A 19984-nucleotide genomic window follows, 5' to 3' on the forward strand; every position below is an offset into this window, starting at 1 on the left:
CGTTCACGCCACCTCGGCGAAGTGGCCGCATCACGCGCGCCCGGACACCACCACCTCCCCGAAGTGGTGTCGATCAAGCACGCCGAGACGGTGGTGAACAAGCACGGGTGGCCGGGCGCGCGTCAGGTGAGGCGGGCGTCGATCAGGTCGAGCGCGGCGGGCACGCTGTCGGCGACCATCAGCAGGTCCAGCGCGGCCGGCTTGAGGAAGCGCTGCTCGCCGAGCCCGCGGATCCAGTCGAGCAGCGGCCGGTAGAAGCCGTCCACGTCGACGATCACCATCGGCTTGGCGTGCAGGGCCAGGGTGGCTGTGGTCCACACCTCGAACAGCTCGTCCAACGTGCCCAGGCCGCCGGGCAGCGCCACGAACGCGTCGGACTTCTCGTCCATCAGCGTCTTGCGGTCGGCCAGGCTGTCGGTCACCAGCAGCTCGTCGGAGTCCAGGTCGGCGACCTCCAGGTCGACCAGGGACTGCGGGATGACGCCGATGGTGCGGCCGCCGGCCGCCCGCGCGCCCTCCACCACGGCGCCCATCATGCCGACGCAGCCGCCGCCGCTGACCAGCGTGTGACCGCGCCGGGCGAGTTCCGCGCCGGTCTCGGTGGCCAGCGCGAGCCAGCGGTCGTCGAGGGTACGGGAGGACGCGCAGAAGACACAGACGTTCGCCACGTTCAGCTCCGTCCGGCCGGGCCCTCGGGGGCGGCCTCGGCGGCGGCGCGCTGGTCGGCGGCGACCCGGGCGACCGCCTCCTCGCGTACCGCCTCCTGCTCGGCGGAGAGCACCGCCTCGGCCTCCACGATGTGCCGGACCGCTTCGTTGACGTCGTCGGTGAGCCGGATCAGGTCGAGGTCGGCCGGGCCGATCTTGCCCTCGGCGGCCATCGTCGTACGCAGCCAGTCGAGCAGTCCGCGCCAGTAGTCGGTGCCCATCAGCACCACCGGGAACCGGGTCACCTTGCCGGTCTGCACCAGGGTGAGCGCCTCGAACAGCTCGTCCAGGGTGCCGAAGCCGCCGGGCAGCACCACGAACGCCTGGGCGTACTTGACGAACATGGTCTTGCGGGCGAAGAAGTAGCGGAAGTCGATGGCCAGGTCGACCCAGTCGTTGAGGCCCTGCTCGAACGGCAGCTCGATGCCGAGCCCGACGGAGAGGCCGCCGGCTTCGCCGGCGCCACGGTTGGCGGCCTCCATCACGCCGGGGCCGCCCCCGGTGATCACCGCGTAGCCGGCCCGGGCCAGTGCCGCGCCCACTTCCTCGGCCATCCGGCACTCCGGGCTGTCCGGCTTGCTGCGGGCGGAGCCGAAGACGCTCACCGCCGGGGGCAGGTCGGCGAGGGTGTCGAAGCCCTCGACGAACTCGGACAGGATCCGCAGGGCCCGCCAGGCGTCCTTGGTCTTCCAGTCGCTGCGTCCCCGGGAGTCGAGCAGTCGCTGATCAGCGGTACTCGTCGGAATCGCCCGGTTGCGCAGCGTCACCGCACCGCGGTGCCGTTCCACCCGACGCGTCTCCCCCCGCTGCCCCTGCCCAGCCGACTTCCCGCTGCTCTCGCCCATGTGGTCACCGTAATGGAGCGGATCCGGCGGGACGCGCTGGCCCGGGAGCCGAAGAAAATCTGGGATACGGGCAACTAAATCGCTGGCTCGTACGTCTTACTATTCACATACCCGGTATACCCCGGGCGACGCGCCTTCGGGGGAGGAGCCAGCGTTGATCAGTAACAGCGAGATGATCCGGATTCGCCGTCAGATGCAGCGGCGGATCCGCGACGTGGTGGCCGAGCGCCGCCGCGCCCGGATGATGGAGACCCACCGCACCGACCTCACCGGCGAGACCGGCGAGGCGGACGCGCCCCTGACGACCAGCGTCTGACGATCCGGGGCCCGCCAGGCGGGTGCGGGCCCCGGATCGCGGCGCGTCAGGCCGGGGCCAGCCAGCGGTGCAGGGTGGCCGCGCCGTCCCGGATCTTGGTCAGTTCGACGTGCTCGTCCTTGTGGTGCGCCAGGTTCGGGTCGCCGGGCCCGAAGTTCAGCGCCGGGATGCCCATGGCCGCGAACCGCGCCACGTCCGTCCAGCCCAGCTTGCCGATCGGGGCGGCGCCCACCGCCGTCAGGAACTCCTGCGCCGCCGGGTTGTCCAGCCCGGGTGGCGCGCCGGCCGCCGCGTCGGTGACCGCCAGGTCGAAGCCGGCGAAGACCTCGCGCAGGTGCGCCTCGGCGCCCGCCGGGTCGCGGTCCGGGGCGTACCGGTAGTTGATCTCGATCTCGCACCGGTCGGGGATGACGTTGCCGGCCACCCCGCCGGTGATCCGTACCGCGTTGAGGCCCTCGCGGTAGTCGCAGCCCTCGATCGTCACCCGGCGCGCCTCGTACGTGGTCAGCCGCCGCAGCACCTCGCTCGCGCCGTGGATGGCGTTCACCCCGTGCCAGGAACGCGCCGCGTGGGCCCGCTCCCCGTGCGTGGTGATCACCGCCCGCATGGTGCCCTGGCAGCCCGCCTCGACGATGCCGTACGTCGGCTCCAGCAGCACCGCGAAGTCGGCCTCCAGCCACTCCGGGTGGGTCTGCGCGACCAGGGTGAGGCCGTTGTACTTCGACTCGATCTCCTCGGCCTCGTAGAAGAAGTACGTGACGTCGTAGCGCGGGTCGGGCAGCGTGACCGCCAGGTGCAGGGCGAACGCCACGCCGGACTTCATGTCGGAGGTGCCGCAGCCGTACATCAGGTCGCCGCGCATGGTCGAGGGGAAGTTGCCGTTGAGCGGGACGGTGTCCAGGTGGCCGGCGAGCACCACGCGCTGGGCCCGGCCCAGGTCGGTACGGGCCATGACGGTGTTCTGGTGCCGGTACGTGGTCAGGTGCGGCACACGGCGCAGCACCTCCTCGACGCAGTCGGCGATCGCCTTCTCGTTGAGGGAGACCGACTCGATGTCGACCAGGGCGCGGGTCAGCGCCACCGGATCGGCCAGGACCTCGGGGGTCAACGGGTTCTGCATGTCTCGCACGGTACCGTCAACCTCGGCGGGCCAGGGAACACGTTCGGCGAGGCCCGCGGCCGCGAGCAGCGGCGGACGCCGTTGCCGGAGGAGAAGGGTGACATCGTGACGTCCGCACCATCTGCCTGGGGCATCGGCCTGGCCACCGTCACCGCCGAGGACCAGGTGCTCGACACCTGGTACCCGACCGGCAAGCTGGGTCTGGGCGAGCTGCCGCTGGTGCCCGGCGAGGACCAGGCCGACGTGCTCGACCTGCCGCCGGGCGCGATCGGCGCGCGGGCGCTGCCCGGGTTGCGCACGGTCGAGGTGACCACGGTGATCGGTTCGCTGGACGACCCGATCAAGGACGCGGCCGACGCGTACCTTCGGTTGCACCTGCTCTCCCACCGCCTGGTGCGGCCGAACGAGCTGAACCTCGACGGCATCTTCGGCAAGCTGGCGAACGTGGCCTGGACGTCGGCCGGGCCGTGCCCGCCGGAGCGGGTGGACGAGCTGCGTGTCATCGAGCGGGCGGCGGGCCGCCACCTGGCCGTGTACGGGGTCGACAAGTTCCCCCGGATGACCGACTACGTGGTGCCGTCCGGGGTGCGGATCGCCGACGCGGACCGGGTCCGGCTGGGCGCGTACCTGTCCTCCGGCACCACCGTGATGCACGAGGGCTTCGTCAACTTCAACGCGGGCACGCTGGGCACCTCGATGGTCGAGGGCCGCATCGTGCAGGGCGTGGTGGTCGGCGACGGCTCCGACGTCGGCGGCGGCGCCTCGATCATGGGCACGCTCTCCGGCGGCGGCACGGAGAGGGTGCGCATCGGTGAGCGCAGCCTGATCGGCGCGAACGCCGGTGTCGGCATCACGCTCGGCGACGACTGCGTGGTGGAGGCCGGCTGCTACATCACCGCCGCCTCGAAGATCACCCTTCCGGACGGCCGGACGGTCAAGGCCCGCGAGCTGTCCGGCGTCGACGGGCTGCTGTTCTGGCGCAACTCGGTGACCGGCGCGCTGGAGGCGAAGCCCCGCACCGGGCAGGGCATCAAACTGAACGCCGCGCTGCACGCCAACGACTGAGCCGTACCCCCGTCCGGGTCCGCGCCCACCGCGCGGACCCGGACGGCCGGCTCACCGCAGGCGGTACGCCTGGATGATCCGCTGGGTCACGGTGTTGCCGGCGTCGTCACGGGCGGTGGCCCGCAGCGACGCGTACCCCGGGCCGGCCGGGTGCCGGACGGTGGCCGTCCACGCCCCGCCCTGCTTCTTCACCGTCGCCTTGCGCCAGGTCTTCCCGCCGTCGTAGGAGACGTCGACGGTGAGCGCGACGACCCGGCCGGACGGCGCGCCGGGCTGGCGCTGCACCGCCACCGGCACGGTGAACGTCCGGCCCGCCGGTGCCGAGCTGTCCACCGCCAGCGGCGGGGTGAACCGGACCGCCATGGCCGGCAGCCGGGCCGGCACGTCGCCCGGAACCCGCTTGGAGCGGAACGTCCAGCTCGCCGAGACCTCGGTGCTCAGGTCGGTGAAGCCCCGCTTCGCCACGGTCTCCAGCCGGTAGTTCGCCGCGCCCGGCGGCACCGTGAACTCGCCGTACCCCGGGTAGGGCGACTCGCCGACCAGCTTGCCGTTGCGGAACAGCCGCGTGTGCTCGGTGTCGTTCAGCGAACCGCCCGGATGCCCGGCCGCGTCGCTGTGCACCGGCAGCGCGACCACGATGCTGTCGCCGATGCGGGTGATGCTCTCCTCCGGCCAGCGCGGCTGCGGGAACGACGGGCCGAAGGGGCCCTTGTTCCATTCCTCGGTGTAGGTGCGCCCGGCCCGGTAGCGGGTGGGCACGGACTGCAGCACCGCCCGCGCCTCCAGCCAGCCGTCCTCGTCCCGCTCACCGAAGTCCAGCTCGGCGCTCCAGCGGGTCTTGGCGGTGGAGAGGTGCTCGATCCGCTTGCCGGGCACCTGGACCGGCAGGACGATCGCCGAGCCGCCGATGTCGTAGTCGGACTCCGGGAACACGACCCGTTCGTTGTCCATCCCGGTGTAGCCGGCGGCGAACCGGCTCGTGACGGTGGCGAAGTCGGCGGGCCGGTAGTGCCTGACGAAACCGGTCGGGAACCGGCCCGGGAACTGCTCGTTCAGGCCGTAGAAGTACGGGCTGCGCTCGGGCGCCTTCGCCTCGGTCCACTGGCTGGCGACCGCGCCGACGAAGAGGTCGCCGGAGACGTTGCGGCCGACCTGGCCCGAGTAGAGACCGTCGAACTTGTCGGCCCAGAGCCCGAAGCTGGCTTGGAAGTCGTCGAGCTTCCAGGCCGCGGTGAGGTCGATCAGCAGCGGTGCCGCGCCGCGCTGCGGCACCGTGGTACGGACCGGCTTCGCCGCCCGCGCGTCCAGCACGAGCCGCTGGTTGCCGGTCACCACCAGCTCCGGCTGGGCGAGGAAGGAGACCTCCGACCAGCCCTCGTCGCCGGCTGCGAAGATCAGGCTCTGCACGCCGTACCGGCCCTTTGGCACCCGCAGCCGGGCCTCGCCGTCGGCGTCGTACACGTCGCGGTAGCTGGCGTCGTCGAGCCCGAGCAGGCTGGTGAAGTAGTCACCGGTCAGAGCGCCGGAGCGGTTGCGGTGCGTCACCGTCAGGTCGTAGCTCTCCACCTCGCGGTCGACCGCGAGCGGGGTCACCGCCACCGCGTCGCCGGCGCGGGCGACCAGGCGGCCGGTCCAGTAGCCGTCGGCGCCGCCGAGCCGGGTGTCCACGACCACCGTCACCTGGGCGCTGCCGCCCGCCGGGACGGTGAGCCGGGAGGCGCCGAGGGTGAGCATGCCGGCCGGTGCGGACCGTCCGCCCGGCCCGGTGAACTCGGTGCTCAGGTCCAGCGTGACCGGGGCGGTCCCGCCGTTGCGGTAGGTGACGGTCCGGCTGATCGGCTGGTCGTCGGTGTGCGGCCAGGTCGCCACGCCGAACGAGACGGACGGCGGGTCGCTGATCACCTGCTGGGTGATCGCGCGGGCGAGGTCGACCCGGCCCGCGCCCTGCTGGTACGCGGTCTGCTCCGGGTGCGGCTTGGCCGAGGCCATCAACGTCGCCTTGTAGCTGGCGGGCGTCCAGCCGGGGTGCTGCTGGGCGAGGAGCGCGACCGCGCCGGCCACGTGCGGCGTGGCCATCGACGTGCCGGACAGTGCGGCGTACTTGTCGCCCACCGGGTCGCCGATCTCGCCGTGTGCGGCCCGGGCGGCCACGATCTCCACGCCGGGCGCGGTGATGTCCGGCTTGATCGCTCCGTCGCCGACCCGGGGGCCACGGCTGGAGAAGTCGGCGAGCGCGTCGTCGCGGTCCACGGCGCCGACCGCCAGCGCGGCGTCGGCGCTGGCCGGCGACCCGACCGAGCCGTCGGCGCCGTCGTTGCCGGCGGCGATCACGAAGAGCGTCCCGTGCTGCTCGGTGAGCGTCCCCACCGCCTCCTCCAGCGGGTCCACCTCCGGCGTGTCGCCGCCGCCGAGACTCATGTTGACCACAGTGGCGTGCTGTTCGGCGGCGGCCCACTGCATGCCGGCCAGGATGGCCGACTCGGTGCAGCCGTAGACCTCGCAGACCTTCCCGGACAGCAGCGTGGCGTCCGGCGCGACGCCCCGGTACTTCCCGCCGGAGGCGGCCCCGCTGCCGGCGATGGTCGAGGCCACGTGGGTGCCGTGCCCGACGATGTCGTCCGGGTTGGTCTCCTCGGTGAAGTTGCGCGACTCGGCGACCTTGCCCGCCAGGTCCGGGTGGGTGAGGTCGACGCCGGTGTCGAGCACCGCGACCCGGACGCCCTTGCCGGTGTATCCGGCGGCCCAGGCGGTCGGCGCGCCGATCTGCGGCACGCTGTGGTCGAGCGTCACCCGCCGCCGGCCGTCGAGCCAGATCCGCTCGACACCCCCCGCCGCGTCGAGCCGGGCACCGGAACTGTCGGCGCTGACCGCGTTCCAGAGCGCGCCGGTGTCGCTCTTGGACGCGACGACCGCCGCGCCGGTGATCGCCGGCAGGTCGCGGGTCACCCGGGCGCCGGCGAGCGGAGCCGCCGCGCGCCGGGCCACCCCCGGCCGGTACGTCACGAGCAGCGGTACGGTGTCGCGCCGCGCGTCGTCGTAGCCGGCCTCGATCAGCCCGGTGACGTCGAACAGCCGCCGGTCGAGCTTGCCGGCGCGGACCAGCGGGAGCGCGTCCTGCGGCAGCACGGTGAGGCGGTCGCGCTCGCGGCGGACCAGGAACTCGATGCCGGTACGCCCGGCGCCGGGGCGTACCGCGGCGTGGCCGCCGGTGACGGTGACCCGGTCCCCGGTGATCAGGGTGACGGTGGCCGTGCGGTTGCCGGCCTGTTCGGACGGGCCGGTGGGCGCGGTCGGGCCGGTGGGCGCGGTCGGGCCGGTGGGCGCGGCAGCCCGCGCGGGCACCGGCAGACCGAGCGCCAGCGCCAGGGCCATGCCCAGCGCGCCCAGTTTTCTGCGATTCCGGAGCAACCTTCCTCCTTCGTCGAACGTTTCATCGATGAGGGACACATCGATGCGGGTATCAGCATTGCATACCGCGTATGCATCGGGAAGTCGCCGATCCGACGGAACCGCCACCACGCTCCCGAACCGGCCGGGACGATCGAGCGATGACCTCCATGAAGGACCGGATGCTGGCCGGCGAGCAGTACATCGCCGACGATCCCGCGATCATCGCCGACCTGGCGCGCGCGGCCCGGCTCAGTGAACGCTTCAACCGCAGCTCCGCCGACGATCCGGCGGGCCGCCTCGCCGCGCTGCGCGAACTGCTCGGCTCACTCGGCGAGGACGCCTGGGTCCGGCCGCCACTGCACTGCGACTACGGACACCAGACGCACATCGGCCCGCGCACGTTCGTCAACTTCAACGCGGTCCTCCTCGACGTCGCCCGCATCACCATCGGCGCGGACGTCCAGATCGGACCGAACGTGCAGCTGCTCACCCCCACCCACCCGGTCGAACCGGAGGCGCGCCGGGCAAAGTGGGAATCCGCACAGCCGATCACCATCGGTGACAACGTCTGGCTCGGCGGCGGAGTGATCGTCCTGGCCGGAGTGACCATCGGCGAGAACACGGTGGTCGGCGCCGGCGCTGTCGTGACCCGTGACCTGCCGGCCAATGTGGTGGCGGTGGGTAACCCCGCTCGTCCGATCAGAAGCCTGACTCAGCCATCCTGAGCTGCGGGAACAACCGCTCCAGCGGATGCGGACTCCAGCCCCGGCGTGCACTCTGAGTAGTAGGGCGTTCACCGGGAGGCACTATGGAGCGGGTCCTCGAACTACGGGTGCACGGGGTGTCGAACACCCCGCCGGATCAGCTGCTCGGCCTGAAAGCAGGCGCGAACGGTGACGGTGGGCAACCAGCACTCGTCGCCGGCGGTCAGGTGACCGGCTTCTACCGGTCCACCACAGCCGGCCGGGACGACCCGATCACCGTCGAGGCGTACAGCTGGGGGCAGTTGACCTCCGGCGCGCGGACCCGGCGGGACGTGGAACGGGCGCTGTGGACGCTGCTGCTCCCTTTCGCCCTGGCGAACGTCGCGCTGCACGCCCGCGCGGGCATCCCGCCCGACCCGGACCAGGAGCGCTGGGCCAGCCGGTCCGGCATCACCGCCTGGCTCATCCGCCTGTTCTGCCTGAGCCTGACCTGCACGCTCGTCATGACCGTGACCGGCGTCGGCGTGGACCTGATCGGCTGGCAGTGCGTGGAGGCGGACTGCCTCGGCCGGCTCCCCGGGCCGTGGCAGTTCCTCGGCGACTCCTGGTGGCGGCAGGGCACCCGGGCGCTCGCGCTCGGACTGCTGCTGCCGCTGCTCGTGCTGGCCGCGATCGGACTCGTCGCCTTCCGCACCTACCAGTACGAGGCGCAGATGCCCGCCGACCCGCACCACCATGCGCCCGTCCGGGAAGACGGTGAGCCGGTCGAACCACCGGAGCCGCGCGAGCCGCCGCAGAACCCGCTCCAGGATCCGACGTTCTGGAACGGGGAAGGGCAACTGCGCCGCGCCGCCGTGCTGCACCTGTGCACGGGCGCGGTCACCGCCGCCGCCGTACCCGTCACCGCGGTTCTCATCATGGATCCGCCGCGCGGCCTGCGGGCCGCTGTCGCCTGGCCGACCGTCGCGCTGCTCGCCGCCGTGGTGACGATCGCCGTGATCGCGGTGGCCCGGCCCTGGTTGAGCCGGCGCCAGGGCGCCACCCCGCTCGGCCGGTGGAGCATCGCCGTCGCGGCGCTCACCGCGCTCGGTCTGGTCGGCACGTTCGTCCTGCTGCTGCTGCCCGAGGGCCCGGCCGGCCGGCCGCTGTCGGCGTACCGGCCGCCGCTCGGGTGCGCGGCGCAGCCGGAGATCGCCGGCTGCCATGCCGACCGGTCACTGCCCGGGTACGACACCGCCATCGCCTGGCTCGTCGCCTACCAGGTGCTGCTGCTGGTGGCCATCGCCGCGGCGAACCGCTCCGGCCGGCGGGCACTGGCCGGTCCGGCCGCCGGGGCGCTGCTGCTGCCGCTGGGCGCGACCTGGATCGAACGCGGGCTGCCCGGCCTGCCCGACGCGCCGGACGCGCTGCGCACCTGGATGCTCGTCGGCCCGGCCGGTGTGCTGGCCGGCATCGGACTGCTCCTGCCCCGCCTGCGCCCGGCGGTGCCGACCCAGCCGCTCGGCGCGTACACCGATCTGGCCTGGCGGGGCTGCGCCCCGGCGGTCATCGCCGGTTTCGGCTGGATGATGGCGGCGGCCTACTGCGCCGGACTGCTCTACTGGGTCAGCGACCGGCTGGACGCGTCGGCCGAGCCGAGCGGCCCGAGCCGGGTGATACCTCCGCTCGCCGTCTTCTGGGCCGGGCTGGCCTGCGCGGTCGGCCTGCTCGCGCTGATCGGGCTGCTGGTCCGGGTCGCGGTCCTGCTGCACCGCCTGCGCCGGGTGGAGTACGCCCGGCTCACCGCCGCCCCCGGCCTGTCCGCGCACGACCGGCGACGCTGCCGCGACGTCAGCACGTACCGGGCGCTGCACCGGCTGGTCGGCGAGCACGCGGTCCGGCTGATGGGCTGCTACGCCGCGTTCTGCGCGGTCCTGGTCACGCTCTGCTGCGCCGCCGCGCTCTCCGGCGAACGGCCGAGCCCGCTGTCCCCCTCCGGCTGGCAGACCGCCATCCACTGGACCGCCGAACGGGGAGACGCCATCCTCGGCTGGCTGCCGGTGGTGATGGCGGCGCTCGGGCTGCTGGTCTACCGCACCGACTCGGTACGCCGCTCGGTCGGCGTGATCTGGGACGTGTGCACGTTCTGGCCCCGGGCCGCGCACCCGCTCGCCCCGCCCAGCTACGCCGAGCGCGCCGTACCGGAACTCCAGACCCGGGTCGCGGGCCTGCTGGCGCTACCGCCGCACCACAGCGACCGGATGGACGGCGTCATCCTCTCCGGGCACAGCCAGGGCACCGTCATCTGCGCCGCAGTGCTTCTGCAACTGCCCCGCCGGTGGCGGCTGCGTACCTGGTTCTTCTCCTACGGCTGCCAGCTCACCCGGCTCTACGGGCGGGTCTTCCCGTCCTACTTCGGCCCGGAGCGGCTGCGTACGCTGGCCGGCGCGCTCACCTGGCCCGGCGGCCACGTGGCCTGGACGAACTTCTGGCGGGACACGGATCCGCTCGGCTGGCAGGTCAGCGCCGGGCAGCGGGACGTGCCGGTGGCGGACCCGGAGGCGCTGCACCCGACCGGCGGCGAGGTGGCCGATCCGCCCATCCGCAGCCACAGCGGCTACCCGGAGGCGGCGGAGTTCACCCGCGAGCGCGCCGTGGTGGCCCGGTTGCTGCGCCGCACCGTGCCGTCGCCCCGGCAGCGGGCCGGCTGACCGTGTGCCGGTGCGGCGGCGGGTCGGCGGCAGCGCCCGGCGTCACGCCGGCGGCGGGTCGGCCAGGCGGACCACCAGGTCGGCGTGCACGGCCGTGCCCGCGACCAGCCGGGCGTTCTCCTCGTCGCTGCCCAGCGCCCAGGCCCGGGCCTGCTCCGGCGACTTCCCGTACGCCTCGTGCCGCGCGGTGAGGCGGCGCACCCGCACCTCCGCGTCCAGGTCGAGGAACCATGCCTCGTGCAGGAGCGTCCGCACCTCCTCCCACGGGTCGTCCCGCAGCAGGAGGTAGTTGCCCTCGGTGACCACCAGGCGCACCTCGGGCGGGACCTCGATCGCCCCGGCGACCGGCTCCTCCAGGTCACGGCGGAACTCCGGCGCCCACACCGACGTCGGCTCCAGCCGGCGCAACCGGCGCAGCATCGAGGCGAACCCGTTGACGTCGAACGTATCCGGCGCGCCCTTGCGCCCCGACCGGCCGAGCCGCTCCAACGCCGTCCCGGCCAGGTGGAAGCCGTCCATCGGGACCAGCCGGGCGACCGGGCCGAGCGCGGCCACGATCCCTTCCGCCAGGGTGGACTTGCCCGCACCGGGTGCCCCGGCGATGCCGAGCAGCTGACGCGGGCCGGCCTCGGCCAGCGCGCGCGCCCGGGCGACCAGGTCGTCGAGCCCGAGCACCTCCGCCGCCGGCATCAGCCCAGCACCGGCTCGCTGATGGTGAACCGCGCCTCGACCGCCGCCTGCACCGGCTGCGGCGCCGGGTCCAGCTCCAACTCCAGCTCCGGCTGCTCGCCGGAGCGCGCGTACGCCGCCTTGACCATCATCGGCGGGGACGCGCTCAGCCCGGTGTCGGACAGCTCCCGCAGCGCCGTCACCCGGGCGCCGAGCGCCTCGGCGTACTCCCGGGCCCGGACCAGCGCGTCCGCGATCGCCGCCTGCCGCGCCTCCCGGTAGGCCGGGCTGTCCGGCCGCAGCGACCACACCGGGCCGGCCACCTCGACCTGCTCCTGGTCGGCCAGGCGGAGCATCAGCTCGCCCAGCGCGGTGAAGTCGCTCGTCGTGACAGTGGTGCTCACGCTGCCCTGGTAGGCCACCACGCGGTCGCCGGAACGCCTCGTCACCGGCCAGACGTGCACCTGGCCCGTCTCCCGCCGCTCCACCGCCGGCTCGGCCGCGTCGAGCAGCGCCCGCACCGCGGCGGCCCGTTCGGCCAGCCGGGTCAGCGTGGTCTCGCGATCCCGGTCCCGGGCCGTCGCCGTCACCGTGAACCGCGCCAGCTCGGGCGCCACCTCCCGGTACGCCTCACCGCGTACCGCCACGACCGGTGCGTCCGCCATGCCGATCAGCCTAACGGCGGCGTGGCCGGCAGGTGCCCCGTGTAGGTGACCGCGCCGCCCGCCTCGCGTACCCCGGTCAGGTGACCGCCCGCGGCGCCCAACTCCCGCAGGTACGCCAGCTCGCCGACGTGGTCGGCGGCGCACGGGAACTCCCGCCGGTGCGCGGTGAACTCGCGCGCCCGCAGCGTGGACCGGGTCTGCCGCCCCTCGGCGAGGCGCTCGGCCAGCGCGTCGGCGTCGCCGGCGCGCAGCGCCTCGGTCAGCTCGCCCAGGAAGACGCCGAGCGCGTCCAGCTCGGCGAGGACGCGGTCGCGGTTCCCGAGCAGCATGTTCGCGGTCCGTTCGGGCGGCCCGCCGGCGACCCGGGTGCCGTCGGAGAAGCTCCCGGCCGCGAGCGTCAGAACCGCGTCCCGCAGCGCCGACCGGTGCACGGTGCCGGCCAGCGCCCCGGCGAGCACGTGCGGCACGTGCGAGGCGAGCGCCGCCGCTCCGTCGTGCTCCGGGGCGGACATCGGCACCACCCGGGCGTGGAAGACGTCCACGAGCAGCGCGGCCAGCCGCCGGAAGGCGTCCAGCCCGGTCGGCCCCGGGCAGAGCACCCAGGCGGCGCCGTCGAGCAGGCCCGGCTCGGCCGCGTCCGGTCCGGCCCGGTCGGCCCCGGCCATCGGGTGGCCCGGCACGAACCGGTGCCCGAGCCCCTGCACGGTGGCGACGGTGCTCACCTCGGCCTTGACGCTGCCGACGTCGGTGAGCACGCACCTGTCGTCGGTGACGGCGGCGACCCGGGCCAACGTCGCCGGCAACGTCGGCAGGGGGCCGCAGAGGAACACCACGTCCCGGCCGGCCACCGCGTCCTCGACCGTGTCGGCCACCACGACGCCCCGCTCGCGTACCCGCCCGCGGGTCTCCGGGTCCGGGTCCCAGCCGGTCACGTCGAGCCCGGCGTCGCGCAACCGGAGCAGCAGCGAACCGCCGATCAGCCCGGTGCCGACCACCGCCGCCCGTGCCAGCTCGCCCGCCATGTCAGGACCCGGTGAGCCGCCCGGCCACCGCGTCGACACGCTCGTCGGACTCGGTGAGCGCCACCCGGACGTGCCGGGCGCCGGCCGGGCCGTAGAAGATCCCGGCCGCGACCAGGATGCCCCGGCGGGCCAGCCAGTCCACCGTGTCCCAGCAGTCCTCGTCGCGGGTCAGCCAGAGGTAGAGGCCGGCCTCCGAGTGCTCGACCGTGAAGCCGGCCCCGGTGAACGCCGCACGCAGCTTCTCCCGCCGGACGCGGTAGCGCTCCCGCTGGGCGTCGGCGTGCTCCTGGTCGCCGAGCGCGGCCACCATCGCGGCCTGCACCGGCGCGGGCACGATCAGACCCGCGTGCTTGCGGATCTTGAGCAGCTCGGCCACCAGCGCCGGGTCACCGGCGACGAACCCGGCCCGGTACCCGGCCAGGTTCGAGCGCTTGGACAGCGAGTGCACCGCCAGCACGCCGTCGTACGAGCCGCCGCACACCTCGGGCGAGAGCACCGAGACGGGCTCGGCGTCCCAGCCCAGCGGCAGGTAGCACTCGTCGCTGGCCACCACGGCCCCGCGCTCGCGCGCCCACTCGACCACCTTGCGCAGGTGGGCGGCGGGCAGCACCCGGCCGGTCGGGTTGCCCGGCGAGTTGACCCAGACCAGCCGGACCCGGGGATCCGGGCCGAGCGCGGTCAGCGAGTCGGTGCGTACGGTGGTCGCGCCGACCAGCCGCGCCCCGTCCTCGTACGTCGGGTAGGCCACCGACGGCACCACCACCACGTCACCGGGGCCGAGCCCGAGCAGCGTGGGCAGCCACGCCACCAGCTCCTTGGAACCGATCGTGGGCAGCACGCCCAGCCCGTCGACGCCCGCGCCGCAGGCCCGGGCGACCCACGCCGCGATCGCGTCCCGCAGCGCCGCGGTGCCGGCGGTCAGCGGGTAGCCCGGCGCGTTCGACGCGTCGGCCAGCGCCTGCCGGATCAGCTGTGGCACCGGGTCGACCGGCGTGCCCATCGACAGATTGATGAGACCGTCCGGATGCGCCGCGGCCGTGGCGGCCGCGGCGTCCAGGGTGTCCCAGGTGAAGTCGGGCAGCCGTGCCGAGACCGGCGAGCGCCGGTTCAGTGGCCCTCGCCGCGCGGCGGCTGCGCGGCGACGAAGGTGGCGTCCTTCTCCACCTTGCCGATCTTCGAGGCGCCACCGGGCGAGCCCAGGTCCTCGAAGAACTCGTAGTTGGCCCCGGTGTAGTCCTTCCACTGCTCCGGGACGTCGTCCTCGTAGAAGATCGCTTCTACCGGGCAGACCGGCTCGCAGGCACCACAGTCGACGCACTCGTCGGGGTGGATGTAGAGCATCCGGTTGCCCTCGTAGATGCAGTCGACCGGGCACTCCTCGATGCATGCCTTGTCGAGCACATCCACGCACGGCTCGGCGATGATGTAGGTCACCGGTCTTCTCCTCCGCAGACTCGTCGCGATCACCCGCAACGGTAAGAGCCTAGTATCTCGCCGGGGAGGGGGTCGATCGTGCTCCGACAGCAGGACGTGGGACACCGGATCGTGGTCCGCCGGATTGTGGGGATTCGTGAGGGCCGCACGCTGTTCTCCGACGCGCTCGGCGAACTCGTCGAGCTGAGCGAGACCCACATCACCCTCGCCACCGACGCCGGCCCGCTGCGCGTACCGGTCGCCGAGGTGCACCGGGCCAAGCGGGTGCCGCCGGCCCGCCGCCCCACCGCCGCCGCCGTGGTCGCGCTGGAGCTGGCCGCCGACGAGGCGTGGCCCGCACCGGTACGCGGACGGCTCGGCGACTGGCGGCTGCGCTGGGCCGACGGCTGGACCGGCCGGGCCAACAGCGCGCTGCCGGTCGGCGACCCGGACCGGCCCCTGCCCGCCGCGCTGGACGCGGTGCAGCGCTGGTACGCCGAGCGGGGCGGCACCGCGCTGGTGAACACCCCGCTGCCGCTGGCCGCCCCGGTCGGCGCCGAACTGGACGCGCGCGGCTGGACGGCCCGGCCCCCGGTGCTGGTGCAGACCGTGCCGCTGCGCGCCCTGGCCGCGCCGCCGGACGCCGGGCTCGCCGACACGCCGCCGGATGCCGACACGCCGACCGCCGGCCCGGACGGCCCGCCGCCGCTCGCCGGTCCGGACGGCACGCCGCCGGTGACGCTGGCCGGCGCGCCCGCCGACGACTGGCTGGCGATCGCCGCCGGTCGCAAGGGAGGCCTGCCGGACGCCGCGCGGCACGTGCTCACGGCCGTCGACCGGGTCCGCTTCGCGGAGCTGCGGATCGACGGCCGGCTGCTCGCGGTCGGCCGGGGCACGGTGACCGGCGAAGGCCGCTGGCTCGGCGTCAGCCTGCTCGAAGTGCTGCCCGAGGCGCGTCGGCGCGGATTCGCCGTCGCGGTCGTCCGCGCCCTGGCCCGCTGGGGCGCGGACGAGGGCGCCACGCGGGCGTTCCTCCAGGTGGAGCAGAGCAACACCGGCGCGGTCGAGCTCTACCGCCGGCTCGGGTTCACCACCCACCACACCTACCTGACCCGGGTCGCCCCGGCCGCCTGAACGGCCGGAGGGTCAGCGCCGGACGACCCGGCGCGGCCGGGACCCCTTCATCTCGGCGTACCGCTTGAGCTGCCGGGACCGGTAGTCCCGGCCGAGCGCGGTGAGGATCAGGTAGCCGACCAGCACACCGGCGGCGGTGGCGGCGAGATAGAGCCAGATCTGGGCGAAGAAGAGACCGGCGCCACCGCCGAACGGGTTCTCCCCGACCACCAGCGGACCGACGAACACGGTGAGCGCCAGCGCCACCCCCACCGCGGCGGCCAGGTCACCGGCCAGGCGGCCGAGCGGACGGTCGGCCCCCCACCGGAACGCGACGCCCGCCAGGATCAGCCCGATCACCAGGAACATCACCAGCGACACCCGGTCGGACGCGGCGTCGTCGTCCGGGAACGCGAATCTGGTGACCAGCCGGGCCACCACGTTCACCGCGAACAACGCGGCCGCCAGCACTCCGACCGCACGCCACCGCTGACCCATCGCACGCCTCCCGCCGTACCGCCCGCTCCCTCGGCGGGCCTCTGGCAGGAATGTCTACCACCGTCGCCTGTGTGGCGTCAGCACCTCACCGGACAGGGGGCGGCGTCACCAGGTGCCGGAAACCGACCACCGCGAACGTGACCGCGCCGGCCACGATCAGCGCCAGCCCGAGCACGTTGTCGCCGACCAGCGCGAGATCACCCTCGACGGTCCGGACACCGCCCGCCACGATCACCACGAACCACGGCAGCGCGGCCAGCACGACCGCCCAGCGGCCCCCCGTCGACCGGTGCCCGAACGAGCCCAGCAGCACCGTCGCCGCCACCACCACCGGCACGCCGACGACCACCGCGCCCACCCCGACCAGCGCCTGCGCCGCGCCGGAACGGCCCTGCACCAGCTCCCAGGCCCAGGTCGAGAAGATCAGTTCGAGCAGCGCGAGCAGCACGCCGCCCCAGACCGTCAGCACGCCGCCGGTAACCCGCAGCGCGCGGTCGAGCGTCCGCTCCGCCCGGCTCGGCGGCGCGGCCTCCGGTGGCGGCTCGGCAACTGTCGACACGGGTACGGCCGGCAGCGTCACCGGACACCGGCCGCCGCGACGGGGGACCGATCCGCGGCGGCCGGGGCGATCCCGGCGAAGAGGTCGTCCTCCCAGCCGTACGGGCCATGGCCGGGCCCCTTCTCGCCCACCGCGAGCGTGAAGTACTCGACGCCCATGAACTCGCCGCCGAAGTTGCCGGCGATCGAGTAGAGCCACGAGTTGGCCGGGATCTGGGTGGCGTGGGCCCGCATCGCCGCCTCCTTGGCGGCGTGCTGCTCGGTGCCGTCGATCCGGGCGGCGATCTCCGCGTCCGGCGTGCCGAACGGCAGCTCGTCGGCGCTCTCGATGCCAGCGAACGGGTTGTCCGAGGACTCGGTGAACGTCTCCAGCCCGGCGTCGAGCACGCTGCGCGGCATGGCCGTCCAGTAGACCTTCGCCGGGGCGATCCCCTCGGCCGCAGCCAGCTCCACGCCGCGCATCGCCACCCGGTGCGCCTGGATGTGGTCCGGGTGGCCGTAGAAGCCGTTCGGGTCGTACGTGACGAGCACCTGGGGACGGACCTCGCGGATGACCTCCAGCAGGTGCCCGGCGGCGACGTCCAGGTCGGCCTGCCAGAACGCCCGCGGATGCTCGTTGGTGGCCATGCCCATCATGCCCGAGTCGCGGTAGCGGCCCGCCCCGCCGAGGAACCGGTGGTCGGTGACGCCGAGCGCGGCGCAGGCCTCGGCCAGCTCGCCGATCCGGTAGCCGCCGAGCTGGTCCGCCTCGGCCGCGCAGAGCTGGGCCAGCGCCGGGACATGGATCTCGCCCTCCTCGCCCAGCGTGCAGGTGACGAGCGTGACGTGGGCGCCGGTGGCGGCGTAGTGCGCCATCGTCGCGCCGGTGCCGATCGACTCGTCGTCGGGATGCGCGTGGACCAGCAGAAGGCGTCGGTCGGGCAGCGTCGTCACGCCCGTCACTCTAACCGGCGGTCCTGCCCGCTCGACGGTGATGCGTCCGCTCAGGTCGGCCACATCACCTCCGGCGCGCGCCTACGCTGCAGGCGTGGACTTTCCCGAGCTGGCCGCCCGTACCCGTCGGTTCAGCCACGGGGCGCCGCGCGCCGTCACCGTCTCCGGCGACGGCGCCCGGGTCGTCTTCCTGCGCTCCGCGGGACCGGAGGACCCGGCCGACGCGCTCTGGCTGCTCGACATCGACAGCGGCGAGGAACGCCTGGTCGCCGACCCGGCGGTGCTGCTGGGCGCGGACGCCGATCCGGCCCGCCTGTCCCCGGGTGAGCGGGCGCTGCGCGAGCGGCTGCGGCTCAGCTCCGGCGGCATCGGCTCGTACGCCCTGGACGCCGCCGGCCGGGTGGCCGCGTTCGCGCTGGCCGGGCGGCTGTTCCGGGCCGACCTGGTGCACGGCGACGTGGTCGAGGTGGCCACCGGCGGGCCGGTGATCGACCCCCGGCCCGACCCGACCGGCGAGCGGCTGGCCTACGTCACCGACGCCGCCGAGGGCGTACGCCGGGGCCAGCTGCGGGTGGTGGAGCCGGACGGTACCGACAACCTGCTCGCCGGTGAGGACAGCGGCGTGACCTGGGGGCTGGCCGAGCACATCGCCGCCGAGGAGTTCGACCGCTACCGCGGCTACTGGTGGGCGCCGGACGGGCGCAGCGTGCTGGCCGCCCGGGTCGACGAGTCCCGGCTGGAACGCTGGTACCTGCACGACCCGGCCGACCCGGCGAGCCCGCCGACGTCGCTGGCGTACCCCGTCGCGGGTGGCCCGAACGCGGAGGTCAGCCTGCACCTGCTCGACCTCGACGGCGGCTGGGTCGACGTGCACTGGGACCGGGAGACCTACCCCTACCTGAGCTCGGCGGACTGGTCCGACGGCGGGCCGCTGATCACGGTGCTGCGCCGCTCGCAGCAGCACGGCCTGGTGCTGGCGGTGGACCCGCGCACCGGGGAGACGCAGGTGCACGCCGAGCTGGCCGACCCGCGCTGGGTGGAACCGATCCCCGGCACCCCCGCCCACCTGCCCGACGGGCGGGTGCTGGTCGGCGGCGAGCTGGCCCACGACGGGTACGACGCACGCTGCCTGTTCGCCGACGGCACGCTGCTCACCCCGCCCTCGCTGTACGTGCGGCGGGTGGTCGGGCGGCTGCCGAACGGCCCGGGCACGACCGCGGACCTGCTGGTCGAGGCGAGTGAGGGTGAGCCGAGCCAGCGCCACCTCTACCGGGTGCGGACCACCATCGGCGGCGGCATGGACGCCCGCCGGATGGGCAGCGACCCCGGCTGGCACACCGCCTCGATCGGCGGCTCCACGCTGGCGGTGGGCATCGCGTCGCTGGAGCACCCCGGCGTGCGCTGGCGGGTCTGGCACGGCGACCGCGAGGTGGGTGAGCTGCGCTCGCTGGCCGCCACCTGCTCGTACGCGCCGCGGCCGACGATGGTCCGGGTCACCGACCGGCGGCTACCAAGCGCGGTGCTCTACCCGGCCGAGCACGTCAAGGGCACCCGGCTGCCGGTGCTGCTGGACATCTACGGCGGCCCCGGCCACCAGGAGGTGGTGGCGGCCCGCAGCGTCTGGCTGGAGCGGCAGTGGTGGGCCGAGCAGGGCTTCGCGGTGGTCACCATCGACAACCGGGGCACCCCCGGCATCGCGCCTTCGTTCGAGAAGGCGATCCACCGCCGGGTCGCCGACGTGATCCTCACCGACCAGGTGGACGCGCTCACCGCGCTCGCCGACAAGCACCCCGACCTGGACCTGGAACGGGTGGCGGTGCGCGGCTGGTCGTTCGGCGGCTGGCTGGCCGGGCTGGCGGTGCTGCGCCATCCGGAGTTGTTCAAGTGCGCGATCGTCGGCGCGCCGGTCACCGACTGGGCGCTGTACGACACCGCGTACAGCGAGCGCTACCTCGGCATGCCCGACGACGGCATGGACGTCTACGCCCACCACTCGCTGGTCGAGCTGGCCGCCGAGCCGCTCGGCGACCCGGCGCAGGCCCGGCCGATGCTGCTGGTGCACGGCCTGGCCGACGACAACGTGCTGGCCGCGCACACGCTGCGGCTGTCCGCGGCGCTGCTGGCGACGGGCCGCCCGCACGCGGTGCTGCCGCTGACCGGGGCGAGCCACCTGGCCGCGGGCGGGGTGTCCGAGCGCCTGCTCCGGCTGGAGCTGGACTTCCTCCGCCGCTACTTGTAAGGAAGGGCCCCCTGTTAACGCCTGCGGTAGAGGAAGG

Annotated in this window: 18 protein-coding genes; 6 read left to right on the forward strand and 12 right to left on the reverse strand. The window is 74.2% G+C overall.

The annotated features are described in order from the left end of the window. Positions 1-122 precede the first annotated feature (122 nt). Both KBX43_RS06100 and KBX43_RS06105 read right to left on the reverse strand, forming a co-directional pair. Entirely contained in the window at positions 123-668 is a 546-nt protein-coding gene (locus KBX43_RS06100) for a TIGR00730 family Rossman fold protein (protein ID WP_104115151.1), read from the reverse strand. Positions 669-670: 2 nt separating this feature from the next. Continuing rightward, positions 671-1552 (reverse strand): TIGR00730 family Rossman fold protein, encoded by an 882-nt coding sequence (locus KBX43_RS06105; protein WP_210883638.1) that lies wholly within the window; start codon positions 1550-1552, stop codon positions 671-673. Positions 1553-1706: 154 nt separating this feature from the next. Between KBX43_RS06105 and KBX43_RS06110 the strand changes: the two genes are divergently transcribed. Further along, on the forward strand, positions 1707-1868 hold the full coding sequence (locus KBX43_RS06110; RefSeq protein WP_166457212.1) for a hypothetical protein: 162 nt from the start codon (positions 1707-1709) through the stop codon (positions 1866-1868). 46 nt (positions 1869-1914) lie between these two features. Here the strand turns inward: KBX43_RS06110 and dapE are convergent, their stop codons facing one another. Further along, entirely contained in the window at positions 1915-2988 is a 1074-nt protein-coding gene (dapE, locus tag KBX43_RS06115; RefSeq protein ID WP_104115152.1) for a succinyl-diaminopimelate desuccinylase, read from the reverse strand. Between the two features lie 105 nt (positions 2989-3093). Between dapE and dapD the strand changes: the two genes are divergently transcribed. Then, positions 3094-4053, forward strand: a complete 960-nt coding sequence (gene dapD / locus KBX43_RS06120) for a 2,3,4,5-tetrahydropyridine-2,6-dicarboxylate N-succinyltransferase (RefSeq protein ID WP_043330947.1) — start codon at positions 3094-3096, stop codon at positions 4051-4053. Between the two features lie 51 nt (positions 4054-4104). On the opposite strand, the gene KBX43_RS06125 is transcribed toward dapD, so the two are convergent. Then, complete coding sequence (locus tag KBX43_RS06125) at positions 4105-7461, reverse strand: S8 family serine peptidase (RefSeq protein WP_210883645.1); 3357 nt, start codon at positions 7459-7461, stop codon at positions 4105-4107. 140 nt (positions 7462-7601) lie between these two features. Between KBX43_RS06125 and KBX43_RS06130 the strand changes: the two genes are divergently transcribed. Further along, positions 7602-8168, forward strand: a complete 567-nt coding sequence (locus KBX43_RS06130) for a sugar O-acetyltransferase (protein WP_210883647.1) — start codon at positions 7602-7604, stop codon at positions 8166-8168. 83 nt (positions 8169-8251) lie between these two features. Then, positions 8252-10837, forward strand: a complete 2586-nt coding sequence (locus KBX43_RS06135; protein ID WP_210883650.1) for a hypothetical protein — start codon at positions 8252-8254, stop codon at positions 10835-10837. Between the two features lie 42 nt (positions 10838-10879). On the opposite strand, the gene KBX43_RS06140 is transcribed toward KBX43_RS06135, so the two are convergent. From KBX43_RS06140 to fdxA, 5 genes are read right to left on the reverse strand one after another with little or no spacing between them, the layout of a single operon-like run. After that, the gene (locus tag KBX43_RS06140; protein ID WP_043328439.1) at positions 10880-11527 is read right to left on the reverse strand and encodes a nucleoside/nucleotide kinase family protein; all 648 of its coding nucleotides are present in this window, start codon (positions 11525-11527) and stop codon (positions 10880-10882) included. Next, positions 11527-12171, reverse strand: coding sequence for an SIMPL domain-containing protein (locus tag KBX43_RS06145; RefSeq protein WP_030504648.1), 645 nt, complete (start codon positions 12169-12171; stop codon positions 11527-11529). The genes KBX43_RS06140 and KBX43_RS06145 overlap by 1 nt, the downstream gene beginning before the upstream one ends. A 5-nt stretch (positions 12172-12176) precedes the next feature. Beyond that, positions 12177-13193 carry a prephenate dehydrogenase/arogenate dehydrogenase family protein gene (locus KBX43_RS06150; RefSeq protein ID WP_069087329.1) on the reverse strand — a complete coding sequence of 339 codons (1017 nt, stop codon included), beginning with the start codon at positions 13191-13193 and terminating at the stop codon, positions 12177-12179. Position 13194: 1 nt separating this feature from the next. Beyond that, positions 13195-14304: a succinyldiaminopimelate transaminase gene (gene dapC / locus KBX43_RS06155; RefSeq protein ID WP_113974725.1), complete on the reverse strand. Its 1110-nt coding sequence runs from the start codon at positions 14302-14304 to the stop codon at positions 13195-13197. After that, positions 14301-14627 carry a ferredoxin gene (gene fdxA / locus KBX43_RS06160; RefSeq protein WP_007464872.1) on the reverse strand — a complete coding sequence of 109 codons (327 nt, stop codon included), beginning with the start codon at positions 14625-14627 and terminating at the stop codon, positions 14301-14303. Before fdxA ends, dapC begins: the two co-directional genes overlap by 4 nt. Positions 14628-14705: 78 nt before the next feature. Between fdxA and KBX43_RS06165 the strand changes: the two genes are divergently transcribed. Continuing rightward, a complete protein-coding gene (locus tag KBX43_RS06165; RefSeq protein ID WP_104115156.1) occupies positions 14706-15740 on the forward strand; it encodes a GNAT family N-acetyltransferase in 1035 nt (344 codons plus the stop codon). 12 nt (positions 15741-15752) lie between these two features. On the opposite strand, the gene KBX43_RS06170 is transcribed toward KBX43_RS06165, so the two are convergent. From KBX43_RS06170 to mshB, 3 genes are all read right to left on the reverse strand, one after another. Next, complete coding sequence (locus tag KBX43_RS06170; protein ID WP_210883657.1) at positions 15753-16217, reverse strand: hypothetical protein; 465 nt, start codon at positions 16215-16217, stop codon at positions 15753-15755. Positions 16218-16302: 85 nt separating this feature from the next. Beyond that, positions 16303-16797: a hypothetical protein gene (locus tag KBX43_RS06175; RefSeq protein ID WP_043328433.1), complete on the reverse strand. Its 495-nt coding sequence runs from the start codon at positions 16795-16797 to the stop codon at positions 16303-16305. Next, the gene (gene mshB / locus KBX43_RS06180) at positions 16794-17717 is read right to left on the reverse strand and encodes an N-acetyl-1-D-myo-inositol-2-amino-2-deoxy-alpha-D-glucopyranoside deacetylase (protein WP_210883665.1); all 924 of its coding nucleotides are present in this window, start codon (positions 17715-17717) and stop codon (positions 16794-16796) included. Before mshB ends, KBX43_RS06175 begins: the two co-directional genes overlap by 4 nt. 85 nt (positions 17718-17802) lie before the next feature. Here mshB and KBX43_RS06185 point away from each other — a divergent pair, with 85 nt between their 5' ends. After that, the gene (locus KBX43_RS06185) at positions 17803-19947 is read left to right on the forward strand and encodes a prolyl oligopeptidase family serine peptidase (RefSeq protein ID WP_043328429.1); all 2145 of its coding nucleotides are present in this window, start codon (positions 17803-17805) and stop codon (positions 19945-19947) included. Positions 19948-19984 lie beyond the last annotated feature (37 nt).

This window comes from Micromonospora sp. C41, assembly GCF_018070485.1.
Taxonomy (GTDB): domain Bacteria; phylum Actinomycetota; class Actinomycetes; order Mycobacteriales; family Micromonosporaceae; genus Micromonospora; species Micromonospora chalcea.